This is a genomic window from Hyphococcus sp. D3-15, from assembly GCF_055809375.1.
On sequence record NZ_CM147910.1, the window covers coordinates 2,595,646 to 2,610,149 of the forward strand.

Genomic DNA, 14,504 nt, shown 5'->3' on the forward strand with positions numbered 1-14,504 from the left:
CTCAGATCAGCTCCACATCGGTGACGCCGTCAATGCTTTTCAAAGCGCCGCGCATCGCCGGCGTGCAGGCGGCGACCCCTGGCAAGGCTATATCGACCTCGCGACCAGATTCCGGCAACCGCATGACGACGACAACCGAGCCGCCCTCACGCGGTCCCGCCGGCCGAACCGAAGCAAGCCGTCGCTGCAAACCTTCCAAAGCATTTGAACTGGTGACGGAGATCCGCAACTGAGAAACGGTTGCAGCGGCTGCTTCATCAAGGCGGCGCATGGATTCACAGGTCAAGCGTACATCGCCATCGCGCTCGTCAGCCGTCACGCCGACCAGCACCATCGAGCCCGACTCCATCAAATCACGGGCGGCGTTCAGCGTCTCGGAAAAAACAGTAACTTCATATTCGCCGCTCGGATCAGACAACTCAACCCAGGCGAAGGGCTTGCCGGTTTTGGAGCGGCGCATACGTACGCTGCGTATGACGCCCGCCATCTGCAGTCCGGCGCGGCCGGTTTTGACGCGGGCCGCTACGTCGGAAAATGTTGTGACATTCAGGCGCTGCAGTTCTTTTTCGTATTCATCGAGAGGATGGCCGCTGAAATAAAACCCGACTGCAGCGCGCTCCTCGTCGAGCCGCACCTGAGAAGTCCAGTCTTCGACAACCGGCAATTTCGGTTTTGCCAAAGCCGGCGCGCTATCAAGCGCAAATAAACCGCCCTGATTGCTATTTTGCTCTTCATGATAAGCGACTGACGTGCGGATCAAAAGTTCCGCAGAAGCAAACGCTCGGGCGCGCGACACGCCGAGATCGTCAAGCGCGCCAGCGCGCGCGAGATTTTCGAGCGAGCGCTTGCCGACCAGCTTCAAGTCGACGCGCTCGGCAAAGTCGATCAGATCCTTAAACGGACCATTTGCAACACGCTCATCGAAAATCACCGCCATCGCGGATTCTCCGACATTCTTGACTGCAGAAAGAGCGTAAACGATCGCACCATCTTTCACCGAAAAATCCGCCTTCGAATGATTGATATGGGGCGGCAGGACCTCGACCTCCGTCCGTCGTGCTTCCTTCAGGAAAATCGCCAGCTTGTCAGTATTGGCGCGGTCAAGCGACATCGACGCAGCCAACAGCTCCGCCGGATAATTAGCCTTTAGCCAGGCTGTCTGATACGCAATATAGGCGTAAGCGGCCGCATGCGACTTGTTGAAACCGTAACCGGCGAATTTCTGCACCAGATCGAAAATCGCCGACGCCTTGGCCGGATCGACATTTTTTTCTTTCGCCCCGTCGATGAACCGCTTGCGCTGCAGGTCCATCTCTTCTTTTTTCTTCTTGCCCATGGCGCGCCGCAGCAAATCCGCTTCGCCCAGCGAATAGCCAGACAGGATCTGCGCGATCTGCATCACCTGCTCTTGATAGATGATGACGCCGTAAGTTTCCTTCAGCACCCCTTCGAGCATGGGGTGAAGATAATCCGGCTCCAGTTCCCCCTGCTTGCACTCAATGTAAGTCGGGATGTTCTCCATCGGCCCCGGCCGGTAGAGGGAGACAAGCGCGATAATATCTTCCAGAGTGTCCGGCTTCATGGCGCGCAGAGTGGAGCGCATGCCGGTGCTTTCCAGCTGGAACACGCCGGTCGCCGCGCCCTCGCCCAGCATATCAAAGGTCGCCTTATCGTCGAGCGGGATATCGCTCATATCAAGACTGACGCCGCGCTCCGACGCGTATCCGACAGCGCGCGCAATAACGGTAAGGGTCTTCAGACCAAGAAAGTCGAACTTGACCAACCCTGCTGGTTCGACCCACTTCATATTGAATTGCGTCGCCGGCATGTCGGAACGTGGATCGCGATAAAGCGGGACAAGCTCGTCAAGCGGACGGTCGCCAATAACAACGCCCGCAGCATGGGTTGACGCGTGGCGGTAGAGCCCTTCGAGCTTCAACGCTTTTTCAATCAGCGTAGCGACGCCTTCATCCTCGTCACGCTGCTCCCTAAGTCGCGGCTCCGTCGCCAGCGCTTCGGCGAGCGTCACCGGATTGGCGGGGTTGTTCGGAACCAGCTTGCATATCCGGTCGACCTGACCGAACGGCATGTTTAGCACCCGCCCGACATCGCGCAGGACGGCGCGCGCTTGCAGCTTTCCGAAAGTGATGATCTGCGCCACACGATCGCGGCCGTATTTCTCCTGAACATAGCGGATCACCTCGTCGCGCCGGTCCTGACAGAAGTCGATATCGAAGTCGGGCATAGAGACCCGCTCAGGATTGAGAAAGCGTTCGAACAGCAATCCAAAGCGCAATGGGTCAAGATCGGTAATAGTAAGCGCCCAGGCGACCAACGATCCTGCGCCGGAACCGCGCCCCGGCCCCACTGGCACGCCTTCGCGTTTGGCCCATTTGATGAAGTCGGAAACGATCAAGAAATAGCCCGGGAACCCCATCCGGTTGATGATGTCGAGCTCAATCTTGAGCCGGTCCCAATATTCGCTTTCCGGCGCGGACGGCTCGACAGCGTGCAGCCGCGCCTTCAAGCCTTCACGCGCCTGACGCTCAAGCTCCATCGCCTCCGCTTCGCCGCCATCTTCGCCGGCAAAACTCGGCAAGATCGGATCGCGGAAGCGCGGGCGATAAGCGCAGCGACGGGCGATTTCCATGGTGTTTTCGACTGCTTCCGGCAAATCCGAAAACAGTGCAGCCATTTCGGCGCCGGTTTTAAAAAATGGTCCGGCGTAACTTTGCGCCGATCATCCTGATGCACATATGCGCCCTGGGCGATGCAAAGCAGCGCATCATGCGCCTCGTGATCGTCCCGGGTGGGAAAAAACGGTTCATTCGTGGCGACGAGCGGCAGATCCATCTCATAGGCAAGGTCAACCAGCACCGGCTCGATACTCTCGCCATCCCGGGCTTCGTGTCGCTGAACCTCAACATAAAGACGATCCGGGAAAATCTTCGCCAAACGCAACAAGGTCGCTTTGGCTTCGTCGACCCGGTCTTCACGCAGCAAGCGGTCAATCGGGCCATCATATCCGCCGGTCAGGCAGATAATCCCGGCATTATGATCATCGAGCCAATCGAAGCCGGCGCAAGCACCCTCCTCCAGACGGGATTCCAAAAACGCCTTGCTGGTGATCTTGAGGAGATGTCCGTAACCAGTCTCGGACTGAGCAAGCAGGACGAGCCCCGGCAGATGCCCGCCGCGCGCTGGCGGAAGACCGAAATCCTCAGGGTCGAATGCCTGCTGTAACCCGATAATCGGCTGCACCCCGGCGCCGGACAATGTCGTAGAGGCCTCAAGCGCGCCAAACAGATTGTTCGTATCGGTAATGGCGACGGCCGGCATATCCGCCTTCAGACAGAGATCCTTTAGCCGGCCAATCGGGATGGCGCCCTCTGCCAGGGAATAAGCCGAATGAAGGTGCAGATGGACGAATTGCGCTGTCACGCCGAACCCTTCCCGGACTGCAGGTTTTGCCGAGTTTCATGTTTAGCGAGAGACCGGCTCACGCCCCGAGAAGCGCGCTCCAGAATTGCGCCGCGCCGATGACCATGATGAGTACGCCGAGTCCGACGACGTCGCGCAAGCTTTCGTTTTCCATAGGACGCTCCCTTTAATGGTTCGTCCTTTGTTCTTTATTCTCTTTTTGTTCTCATGTCGAGTAAAATTCACCGGCAAAATTCTCCCACTGGCATAAAGCCTCTATTGATACTGAATTTTCAGTGACTTGCCTGTTCCAGCGCGACAATGTCCGCACCGCGGATAGCGCTGAGATTGGCAGTGACCTTTTCTGGGGGCCAATCCCACCAGGCAATGGCCAGAAGCCGTTCAATCGTGGCGTCGTCAAAGCGGCACTTGATTGTTTGCGCCGGATTGCCGACCGCTATCCCATAGGCGGGCACATCTGACGCCACCACTGCCCGCGAGCCGATAATGGCGCCATGACCGATGGTTACGCCGGGCAGGATCATCGCCTCCGTCCCGATCCAGACATCATGGCCAATAGTGATGTCGCCCTTTGAACCTTTCGACCAGTCGAGCGCCGGGTCCTCCCAGCCATTTCCGAAAATCGCGAAAGGAAAAGTCGAAAACCCGTCCAACGCATGATTAGCGCCGTTCATGATGAGTTGAACCTTTGATGCGAGAGCGCAATAGCGCCCGATCACCAGCCGGTCCTTCATATGCGGAAAATGGTAGCGGACGCAGTTTTCGAGAAAATGCTCCGGTCCATCGGGATCGTCGTAGTATGTGTAGTCGCCGATCTCGACCATAGGGTGATCAACGACTGGCTTGAGAAAAGCGACCTGTGTGACGCCATCCAGCGGATGGGTTTGGTTAGGGTCAGGACCCGTCATGGAAATATCCTCCCGCAAGAAAAGCAAAGACCCATACAATATGCAGTCTGGTGATCAAGGTCCCGATGCGATCCTCGATCCAGAAACAACCGGCTGCGCTTCGGCTCTAAGCTTTGCGATCGGCCAGGAAATTCAGCACCAGCGCCACAGCGCCCGGCACAGCTTGCGTCAACAGAATTGTCGGCTTCGCTGTCACGGCGCCGAACACCCCAGCAACAATGACGCAGAGCAGAAAAAAGAAAACTACATCGCGCTTGCCAGCTACGGCGCCCCACAAAAGACCGGCGGCAAGAAAACCGTTATACAGCCCCTGATTAGCGGCCAAGACCGCCGTCTCCGCCGATTGCGCCGCCGTCATATTAAAAATTTCCCGGCCGATCTCGTGATCCCAGAAAAACATCTCCAGCGCGAGGAACCCGAGATGCAATCCGGCGACAATAAGGACAGTCATATAGGCGGAGATTTTCAACATCGGGACAAACCTTTTCTACCAGCGCTATTGAATCACTGGCGCCTCAAATATCCGACGCCCGGATAAATTTCTTCACGCGACAATAATCGCGCAAGGGCGCGCGTTCTTACAGAACTGCCGTATCCGGAGTTTCGGGATGACGGTACTCACTCGCCACTATTCAATTTCATTTGCGCCTGCGTGAAATTCGGATTGATGCGCACTGCTTCTTCATAAGCTTCACGCGCCTTTGCCGGCTGCTTCGTCGCCTCATAGACAAGCCCGATATTGTACCACGCGGCCCATGGTTTGGTCAGGCCCATTTCAAGCGCGCGCTCATAGTCTGAAAGCGCATCATCATATTGACGCATCAGATAGAAGCTGTTGCCGCGATTAAGGTAGGCCTCGCCGAGCGCCCCATCAATTTCGAGCGCGTTATTGAAATCATCCATGGCGGCGCCTACTTCGCCAACTCTATTGAGGATGATACCGCGATTAACCAGCGTCTTCTTTTGGTCGCTTCGCGACATTGCTGACTGTTCGAGCGCCTCGTCACATGGATCGGTGTCGCGGGAAAAGTCATCTCGCGCATTCTCGTAGCAACTCACCGCATCGGTGGCGCCGATCGTGGTCACTGACATTTGCGCCTGAGACGGCGCCGCATATAGGAAGGCTACGCAGGTGAGACAGGTGATAAGTCGCATGATTGTTGCTCCTGTTCGCTGACACGGATCACTCTAGCGAATAAGCGCCTTCATACGAAGCCGCTTGAGACGACATCTTACCTTGTGACGAAAGAATTTGTGCGACGCAGCAAGCGTGATATTCTCACTTTTAAGCGGATCAAAGGGACACGCCCCATGGGCTCTCAATTCAAACCTGACTGCGCTCTGCATACGCTGTATAGACGGACAGATTGATGGCCGCGAAAAAAAGCACCAAAAAGATCAACCTCGCCTTTCAAGGCGGCGGCGCTCATGGCGCAGTAACCTGGGGCGTCGCTGACCGATTGCTTGAAGATGACCGCTTGGGCATAGATTCAATCTCAGGCTCCAGCGCTGGCGCCGTCAACGCCGCTGCGGTCGCCTATGGCCTTCATAAAGGTGGGTGCGAGGGTGCGCGCGAAGTCATGGATCAGCTATGGAAGCGCATCAGCGAAGCCGGCGCTCTATACAGCCCGATCCACATTGACTCTTTTCCCTTCAGCGCCGCCACGAATAATTTCGTCAACGCCGTCAGCTACAAAATGTTTGATCTCGTAACGCGGGCGTTGTCACCGGCGCAATTCAACCCGTTCGACATCAATCCGCTGCGTGACATTCTCAATGACACAATAGACTTCGAAAGTCTGAGCAAATGCAGAACCACAAAGCTCTTTGTCGCCGCCACGAATGTGCGCACGGGCAAGGTGCATGTTTTTAACACAAAAGACGTGTCTACGGATGTTATTTGCGCCTCAGCTTGCCTTCCCTTCCTGTTCAAGTCGGTAGAAGTCAAAGGCGAACATTATTGGGACGGCGGCTATATGGGGAATCCGGTGCTGTTCCCGTTTTTTTATGAAGCCAAGACCTCAGACATCATCATAGTCCATGTCAATCCAATTGAACGCGAAGATATTCCCGCGACGGCGCCGGAAATCATGAACCGCATCAACGAGATCAGCTTCAATTCATCTCTCCTGAGAGAATTGCGGGCTATCGAGTTCGTACACAAACTACTCGACGATGGCTGGATCAAGGAGGAATATCGCGACCGCCTGCGCGCGATCCGAATACATTCCATCCGGTCAGACAAAGCGCTGACAGACTATGACATCACCAGTAAGTTTCGCACCGATTGGGGGTTTTTAAGCGAGCTCAAACAAAAGGGGCGCGAAATCGCCGATTTATGGCTCGAGGAAAATTTCGACGCCATCGGCAAGAAATCATCGGTCAATCTGCGCGAAATGTTTGCCGGAGATGATGACGCCGAATCAGCAGCGAGAGCGCTTTAGCCCTCGCTGCCGTTTTCGTGTTGTCAGAATTCGCCGCGCAAAGTCACTTTGAAATTCCGACCTGGCAAAGGCGCTACGTCCTTCAAAAACGACGTGGCAAGGCGCGCCTCTTCGTTCGTCACATTGTCCGCCCGCAACTGCACGGACAATCCGTGATCGGCGCCGCCCGGCCGCCACGTCGCTGCGAGATTGACCAGCGTGTATCCATCTGTGGGCAATTCGTAATCGGCGATTTGATCTTGCTCGGCAGCGATTTCGACCTCCCCGCGCAAGTCAATGTAAGACGATCTCGCCTCCAGCCCTAGAATTGAGCGCAAAGGCGGAATGCGCGGCACTGCGCCGGCATCCTTAAACTTCGCCCGCACATAATCGACCTGCGCTCGCGCTGACACATCAAAACCGGCCGCGGAAAAGAGCTCCACGTCGGCCTGCGCCTCAAACCCTTTGAACACAGCATCTTGCGCGCCAAATTCAAAAACCGGTATTTCGTCTTCTTCTTCACCATTAGGGACCAGCGCGACGAAATCTTTGTAGTCCGTGTAGAACCCGTTCACCGTAAAGGCGAATGCGCCGAATTCACCATGCATTGTTGTTTCAACGCCGCGCGCCGTCTCCAGCCCGAGCATAGGGTCGCCAACTTCATAGGCGTTGGTTGCAAGATGCGGCCCGTTCGAGAAAAGCTCCTCTGGCGCTGGCGCGCGCTGGGTTCGCATGGCGTTAACTCCGAAAAAGAGGTTTTCCGCGGGCTCCACGCCGAGCCCGGCCGAGACGCTATAGGCATTGAATGAGCGTGAAAGGCCGACGCTTTCCGCCTCTGATTTTGTATGCTCATAGCGACCGGCGACTTGAGCATGCCAATTGCCTGATTCATATTCACGCACAGTGAATACGCCGATCTGGTCGGTGATGTTCGGCGGCGTAAACGCCTCATCGCCGACCGCTTCGAAATTGCGGTGCTTGTACTGTATACCGCTGGCGCCGCGAAACTTGCCATATTCCTTTTCAAGAAATTCAACGCGGCCTTCAAATCCCTTGTTGTTGAAGGTTGTGCCGACTTCGTCACCCTCAAGTTCCTGATGGGTGTAATCTGCATATCCAAAGCGGATCTTGGTCGTGTCGACAAACAGGAAAGGCTTGTTGAACTCGCCCATTAAATCATAGCGTTCCTGGTCAAGATCGATATTCACCGCCTCTTCGCCATGCTCTTCTTCGTGACCCTCTTCTTCCTCGCCTTCCTCTTCGTGGTGATGATGACCTGGAACGCCATAAAACGACCGGGCGAGCTTGGCGGAAACGCCGATATACCCATCGGGGAAGACCAGCGAAGCGCCTATTGCGCCGCCTTTAGCCTCCATCGCAGTGTTAGGCACGCTGCCAAAGGCTTCTTCCTCCTCCTCATGCGCGTGTTCATCCCCCTCTTCTTCCTCTTCGGCTTCTTCCGCAGCACGCATTGCCGCAGATTCTGCGAAACCCGGAACCGCGTAGTAATCTGTATTGCGGTAGTAGCCTTCGCCATGGAACACGATGCTGGTGTCGCCGACTTCACCCAACAAAGCGTCAAATCCCCCGGCGGCTTCAACGGAATCATCCGCTGACCCGAGACTGGTGCGTAGCGCCCCATCAATGCCGCCATCGGGCGCACTGTCGGGAATGCGTCCGTCAAACACATTGACGACGCCGCCCGCCGCCGAACTCCCATAATATAGCGTCGCAGCGCCCCGAACGATTTCAATCCGTTCAGCAGTCGCCGGTTCAACAGCGACAGCGTGATCATCGCTCACCGACGAGGCGTCTATCGACCCGATGCCGGCGTCAAGCACGCTGATCCGGTCGCCGCCGAGGCCGCGAATAATGGGGCGGCTCGCTGCCGGCCCGAAGAATGTGGACGAGATACCCGGCTCCTGACGCAAAAGCTCGCCAATAGAGGCCTCCCCGCGCGAAGCGAGTTCCTGTTCCGTCAGGACCGATGCGGCGATGACGGATTCATGCTCCGGATGGGCGATCGGCGAGCCGGTTACGATGATCTCATCGTCAGCATGGCCGTGGTCTTCGTTTTGTGCGAATGCGCAAACTTGCGCGTTTATAGCGAACGCCGCAGCGCCGGACAGCAACAGCTTTTTGGACATGGTGTGATACCTTCAAACTTCTAAACGCCTCGCACGTTTCACCCGCGAGGCTGACAATCAAATTTCAACGATGTCGGAAGTCAGAAGCTTGGAGGACCGCGCGGATGGGCGGCGCGCACGGCGATCGCCGCACGCTCGGTTTGGGCGAAAAGCGGGCCCGCGCACCAGAGTGCGGCAAACACCATCAGCACAAAAACGGACGCAGCTACAGCCTTATCGCTGCTATGGGTGGCATGCGAGAGGACGCAGACCTGGCCATCATGTTTATGCGGGCCTTCGCCATATTTTGTGGCATGCGTTGAGATCAGCGCCTGAGACAAAAACAGCGCAGCGGCTGCGGCGAACAAAATCGCCGCCACGCCAAAACGCGTTTTATGTCGCGAAATTCCCGTCACTGTCCCATTCCAGCCGATCAGCCGCCAAAGACGCATATCGACTTTGCCAATGTGTGATTATATCACTCGATCGGCTAAATGGCCAGACGCCTTAGTCACGGCCGTAAATCACCCAATAGACGCCCGCCACCCCGCCCGCTCCCCCAACGATGTTCCCCAGCGTGACCGGGACAAGATTGGCGGCCATTTCCATGATGCCGCCTTCTGCACCGGCGAGCAGTCCAGCTGGGAGCAGGTAGAAGTTTGCGATGGAATGCTCGAAACCAAGCGCCACAAAGGCGGTGATAGGAAAGATAATAGCCAGAACCTTGTCCGTGACGCTTCGCGCAGACACACTGAGCCAAATAGCAAGGCAAACAAGCGCATTGCACAGAACCCCACGCATAAACGCCTCAAATGGCGAAAGCGCAAACTTGGCTTCCGTGATTGCAATCGCAGTCGCCGCCACGCCGCCCGCCTCCATCACGCCGCTCAGGTAAACTGCAAAGGCAAGTGCAATGCCTCCCACTGCGTTAGCTGTGTAGGAAACGCTCCAGTTGCGCAGCAATGCAATGGTTGAAACGCGCTTATCCGCCCAAGCCATCACAATTAGATTGTTGCCGGTGAACAGTTCCGCGCCACCCACCACGACAAGCACCAGACCGAGGGAGAACGCCATTCCTCCGAGCAGCTTCGAAACGCCATAGCCAAGTGCATCCCCTGTGATGACCACCGTGTAGAAAGCCGCGCCGAAGCCGATGAACACACCAGCCAGAACACCGAGCATCGCGAGCTTCATCAAAGGCAGCTTTGCTTTTTTAATCCCCACATTTTCGATTCGCTTTGCGATCACTTCCGGCGCATAGGCGTCGAAACCTGAAGCAACAGGCGGCTGTTCCATGGAGTGATCCGGCTCTGCGCCCATATTCATCGTTCGTCCTCCAGAATCCTGCACGCCTTCGCTATCATCCTCCTCTGCGGGGATCGCGTAGGTCCCGGAAAGCCACCGGTGCAGGTCTATATCGGCGCAGCGTTTGGAACAAAAAGGAACGTACTCATCCTCCGCCGCTGCCGAACACACCGGACAAGAGACGCCCTTCCGTCCCGAATTATCATTGCTCGGTAAGGTCAAAACTGCGCCCTCCAATTTCCTGGCTGCAACGAATAGAAAAGCGCGCGCCATATCGGTCTCTCGCTCGCTCTATCCACTGAGGCCGTTTATCCAGAAACTTTTTCACATCGTCATTGACTGTAAGGTGCATTCGCACAGTCGGCGCGGCGCGCAACCGGCGTTCTAATGCGGCGAGCGCAAATTGAGCTTTGGCTTCAACTGTGAAACGACGCCCTGCAATCGGCATGCTGTCATCATATTCTGTGTGGCTCTCGAGCAAGGACAGAGCGCGGTGCGGCGCCGTGAAGCTAAACAGACCGGAGCGTGAAAAGCTCGGTGCGCCAGCGCCGTCAATGGACGCCATGACCTCGCGCATATGGGTTTGAAACCGATTGCGCCCCGCATCACCGCGAATATCTGGAAAGTCGATAACCACATGCCCGCCAATGTTTCGCAATGAAACTTGCCTTACTGCTTCTTCTGCCGCTGCAAAGGCTACTTTTTCGCGGAGGCGCGCCGGCGATGACGCGCCAAGTCCGCCCGTATCCACATCAATCGCGGTCAACGCCTGCGCCTCGTCGATGATTAGCCTGCCGCCACCCGCCAATGGCGCGATTTTTTCGAACGCCAACTCGAATGCTGTGTCTGCGCCAAATTTTCCAAAAAGCGAAAGCGGGTGGCTTTCATGAACGGCGTTTAAAAAACCAGCGTCATGCAGCACTCTGCAAGCCGCGCCCTCGTCCACTATAATTTCTTCTGCGCTTTCCCCGACCGCCTGGACGGCCTCAATCACAGCGTCAAGATTGGGGGGCATTCGGCCCGGTTGCATCGCCGGCTCACGCGCTGCGATGAAGCGCAACAACGCACCCTTTGATTGCCGCGGCGGCGCCTTTACTTCGACTTCAATTATTGCGCCATCAACGCAATGGTCTTGGTTGTTCTTTTTTATAGGTAGGAACGCATCGCGCCCGTCGCCCAGATCAAGAAAGGCAGCGGCAAGACTTTGATCAACGGTTTTCACCCGCCCCGCAAATCGACGGCCCGCCCGCGGCTGTGCATCAGACGCTTCATCGCCTCGAGCCGGGCCAATCCAGAATTTCCACACCGTCTCTTCCTTGATCAACGTCGCCCGAGTTTGGGCGACGCCGCATTCAATGATCAGACGATTCATGATCTGCGCCAGCCGGAGCCCATGAGCAGGTTGGCGGTCTCATAGACCGGCAAGCCCACCACATTCGGGTGTGATCCGGATATCGATATGATGTGCTTCGCGAACAGGCCCTGAATAGCGTATCCGCCCGCTTTGCCGTCCCATTCTCCGCTGGCGATATATTCTTCTATGGCCATGCCATCGAGGCGGCGGACTTTCACCTTGGTCTCACAGACCCGCTCAGAAAGCTTGCCGCCAGGCCCCGCCAAAGCAACACCGGTGAATACGCGGTGCGCAGACCCGGACAGCAACGCCAAACATTCGCGCGCTGTTTGTTCGTCTTCAGCCTTCGGCAATATGCGCCGCCCACAGCCCACAACCGTATCGGATCCCAGAACAAACGCCTCAGGGTGCCGGGCTGCGACCGCCAACGCCTTCTCGCGCGCCAGGCGCAAAGCAAGATCGCGCGGCGTCTCAGATTTCAAAGGGGTTTCGTCAATATCCGCTGGAATGATCTGATCAGGCGTCACCCCGATCATTTCCAGCAGCGCTTTGCGCCGAGGAGAGGAACTGGCGAGGATCAGCGAAGCGCCGTTTTTTTTGTCCGGCACAAGCAAGAGCCCTATTTAAATCGGTAGGTTATGCGGCCTTTAGTCAGGTCGTATGGCGTCATTTCCACAAGGACTTTGTCACCGGCGAGCACCCTGATGCGGTTTTTGCGCATCTTGCCCGCGGTGTGAGCAATGATCTCATGGTCGTTCTCGAGTTTCACACGGAAAGTTGCATTTGGCAGCAACTCCTCAACCGTGCCCTCAAACTCGAGCAGTTCTTCTTTCGCCATTCGCCCCTCAATCAGTCAGCGACAACATTTTCAACCGGAATCACCCATTGGCGACCCGGCAGCGGCGGGAAGATGGTTGCGAATGCAAGGAAAATCAAGGTTTTTTGTAGATATCGGGGAAGCGCTGGGCGAGCTTTAGTCGAATTGCGTCCCGGACCCGGGCATAAGCCGTCACGATAGCGTCGCGGCCGCCCCGTTCTTCTGAAGGGTTTTCAATATCCCAAAACTCGATGGCGGCGCGGGGTAATTGCTTGCGAGCCTCGATGGCCGCCTCCGGGGTGAGCGCCACAACGACGTCGAATGCCGACAAGTCGACATCGCTCAACATTTTTGGCGCGTGCCCCTGCATGGCGACGCCGAGTTCGCCCATGACGATTTCCACAAATGGGTCGAGCCCGCCTTCATACACGCCAGCGGAATCCACATTGACTCGGTCCCCGGCTTCCAGGCGCAGCAACGCCGCCGCCATCGGCGAACGCACCGAGTTCATGTTACACGCAAAGAGGACGGATTGGGTCATAGAGTTCTCATCGCATGTGAAAGCTGCAGATCAGAGTGAAAAGCCGCCGCGCGGTATTTTCGTCAAGCTCAATTTTGTCTTTCAGCCTTTCCTGCAGGATATCAGAGCCTTCATTGTGCATTCCCCGGCGCGCCATATCGATAGTCTCGATCTGCGCCGGTGCAGCGTTGCGGATCGCATCATAATAGCTTTCACACAACATGAAGTAATCTTTGATGATCTTGCGGAACGGCGTCATCGAGAGATGCACTTGCCCCAGCGCTTCTCCGCCGGCTTTGCGCACATCGAAGACCAGACGGCGTTCTACATTAGAGAGGTAAAGCTCGAACGGTCCGCCCTCTACCCCAATCGGGTGGAAGTAATTCTCTTCAAGTAGGTCATAAATCGCGACTTTGCGCTCATGCTCAATATCTGCGGTGGCGGGCGCAAGGGAGCGCTCGTCAAGATCAATCTTGACGATATGAAAGCTCACCTTGCTGGGCTCTTCGCCGGTCATAACTTTCCCGAATCTCCTCGCCCTTCTTAACCAGCCCTGAGCCATGGGTCACGCTCCATAGTCTGGGGCGGCGCCACAATTTTGCTCAGAATCATCGCCTTTTGAGGCCGCCATATGGGAGAGAAAGTCATTCTGGAGTGTTCAATTATAATGAAATCGTCTCAGCTTTCCGTTTTAGCCCTACTGGCTGCAACCGCTTCCCATGGAGCATTCGCCCAGGAAGCCCCGGCCATCCCGGATATCGCCGCCGCTATGCTCGCCAGCGCCTATGAAAGCGGCGACCCAGCGGAGATCGCCGCCGTGGCGAAGGCGGTGAAGGCGGTATTTCCCGATTATGAAGGGACTATCACCAGCGAAGTTGATGCTCAGATCGCTGCATTGACCCCGCCCGAACCAGAGGAGGCGGAAGCACAAACAGCGCCTGACGCCGGCGGAATTCTCGCTCTGGCCCCCTGGGACGGAAAAATCAGCGCTTCTGGCGTCATGTCATCGGGCAATTCCGAAAATGTCGCTGCGGGCGTCGCCATCGACGCGGCGCGCGCTGACGGCGATTTCACCCACAACATCAAAGCCTTTTTCGACTATGGCGAATCCAACAACGCCACGACCCAGAAGCGGTGGGGCGCCGCCTACAAGCTCGACTACAATTTCAGCGCGCATAGCTACGCCTATGGACGACTTGCCTATGAGGAAGATGAATTTTCCGGGTTTGACTATCGTCTCTTTGCTGGCGCAGGTCTTGGCCATTACTTCGCCAAATCCGAAGCGTTCTCGCTGAAGCTCGAAGGCGGCCCCGGCTTTCGCTATTCGCCAATCGACCTCACCCGTGAAGTAGAAAACCAATTCGCGCTCTACGCCGCAAGCGAGTTGGACTGGCTGATCCGCGAAGGTGTGAAATTCGAGCAGGATTTCGCCACCACCTGGACCTCGCCGACCACCACATTTCAGTCTGTGACGTCGCTCACGACCCAGCTCTGGGGCGATATTTCAACCGGACTTTCCTTCGAGTACCGCTATGAGACGGACCCGCCTTTGGGCCGCAAAAAAACCGATACAATTGCAAAAGCATCACTGATTTACGGCTTTTAGTTGA

General features: G+C 56.5%; 13 protein-coding genes and 1 pseudogene. 2 read left to right on the plus strand and 12 right to left on the minus strand.

Annotation, left to right across the window (positions count from 1 at the left end; genetic code table 11):
- Window position 1: 1 nt before the first annotated feature.
- From dnaE to AC0L8G_RS12825, 4 genes and pseudogenes are all read right to left on the minus strand, one after another.
- Window positions 2–3,441, minus strand: a pseudogene (gene dnaE / locus AC0L8G_RS12810) (DNA polymerase III subunit alpha).
- Window positions 3,442–3,713: 272 nt separating this feature from the next.
- A complete protein-coding gene (locus AC0L8G_RS12815) occupies window positions 3,714–4,349 on the minus strand; it encodes a CatB-related O-acetyltransferase (protein WP_473384574.1) in 636 nt (211 codons plus the stop codon).
- Between the two features lie 106 nt (window positions 4,350–4,455).
- On the minus strand, window positions 4,456–4,821 hold the full coding sequence (locus AC0L8G_RS12820; RefSeq protein ID WP_473384575.1) for a DUF1304 domain-containing protein: 366 nt from the start codon (window positions 4,819–4,821) through the stop codon (window positions 4,456–4,458).
- 146 nt (window positions 4,822–4,967) lie between these two features.
- Window positions 4,968–5,504 carry a tetratricopeptide repeat protein gene (locus tag AC0L8G_RS12825; RefSeq protein ID WP_473384576.1) on the minus strand — a complete coding sequence of 179 codons (537 nt, stop codon included), beginning with the start codon at window positions 5,502–5,504 and terminating at the stop codon, window positions 4,968–4,970.
- Between the two features lie 215 nt (window positions 5,505–5,719).
- Here AC0L8G_RS12825 and AC0L8G_RS12830 point away from each other — a divergent pair, with 215 nt between their 5' ends.
- Complete coding sequence (locus AC0L8G_RS12830; protein WP_473384577.1) at window positions 5,720–6,793, plus strand: patatin-like phospholipase family protein; 1,074 nt, start codon at window positions 5,720–5,722, stop codon at window positions 6,791–6,793.
- Between the two features lie 23 nt (window positions 6,794–6,816).
- Here the strand turns inward: AC0L8G_RS12830 and AC0L8G_RS12835 are convergent, their stop codons facing one another.
- The 8 genes from AC0L8G_RS12835 to AC0L8G_RS12870 all read right to left on the minus strand — a co-directional run bounded on the left by AC0L8G_RS12835 (window position 6,817) and on the right by AC0L8G_RS12870 (window position 13,411).
- On the minus strand, window positions 6,817–8,919 hold the full coding sequence (locus AC0L8G_RS12835; protein WP_473384578.1) for a TonB-dependent receptor: 2,103 nt from the start codon (window positions 8,917–8,919) through the stop codon (window positions 6,817–6,819).
- Window positions 8,920–8,999: 80 nt separating this feature from the next.
- Window positions 9,000–9,278 carry a hypothetical protein gene (locus AC0L8G_RS12840; RefSeq protein WP_473384579.1) on the minus strand — a complete coding sequence of 93 codons (279 nt, stop codon included), beginning with the start codon at window positions 9,276–9,278 and terminating at the stop codon, window positions 9,000–9,002.
- A 127-nt stretch (window positions 9,279–9,405) separates the two neighbouring features.
- Window positions 9,406–10,425 (minus strand): DNA gyrase inhibitor YacG, encoded by a 1,020-nt coding sequence (yacG, locus tag AC0L8G_RS12845; protein WP_473384580.1) that lies wholly within the window; start codon window positions 10,423–10,425, stop codon window positions 9,406–9,408.
- A complete protein-coding gene (locus AC0L8G_RS12850; RefSeq protein WP_473384581.1) occupies window positions 10,406–11,575 on the minus strand; it encodes a ribonuclease E/G in 1,170 nt (389 codons plus the stop codon). The genes yacG and AC0L8G_RS12850 overlap by 20 nt, the downstream gene beginning before the upstream one ends.
- Window positions 11,572–12,093: a Maf family protein gene (locus tag AC0L8G_RS12855; protein WP_473388865.1), complete on the minus strand. Its 522-nt coding sequence runs from the start codon at window positions 12,091–12,093 to the stop codon at window positions 11,572–11,574. The genes AC0L8G_RS12850 and AC0L8G_RS12855 overlap by 4 nt, the downstream gene beginning before the upstream one ends.
- Window positions 12,094–12,176: 83 nt before the next feature.
- Window positions 12,177–12,395: a translation initiation factor IF-1 gene (infA, locus tag AC0L8G_RS12860; protein ID WP_104830882.1), complete on the minus strand. Its 219-nt coding sequence runs from the start codon at window positions 12,393–12,395 to the stop codon at window positions 12,177–12,179.
- Window positions 12,396–12,489: 94 nt separating this feature from the next.
- A complete protein-coding gene (locus AC0L8G_RS12865; RefSeq protein WP_473384582.1) occupies window positions 12,490–12,915 on the minus strand; it encodes an arsenate-mycothiol transferase ArsC in 426 nt (141 codons plus the stop codon).
- Window positions 12,916–12,922: 7 nt separating this feature from the next.
- Window positions 12,923–13,411 (minus strand): UPF0262 family protein, encoded by a 489-nt coding sequence (locus tag AC0L8G_RS12870; protein WP_473388866.1) that lies wholly within the window; start codon window positions 13,409–13,411, stop codon window positions 12,923–12,925.
- Between the two features lie 150 nt (window positions 13,412–13,561).
- On the opposite strand from AC0L8G_RS12870, the gene AC0L8G_RS12875 reads away from it, so the two are divergent.
- Window positions 13,562–14,500, plus strand: a complete 939-nt coding sequence (locus tag AC0L8G_RS12875) for a DUF481 domain-containing protein (RefSeq protein ID WP_473384583.1) — start codon at window positions 13,562–13,564, stop codon at window positions 14,498–14,500.
- The last annotated feature ends 4 nt before the right edge of the window (window positions 14,501–14,504 follow it).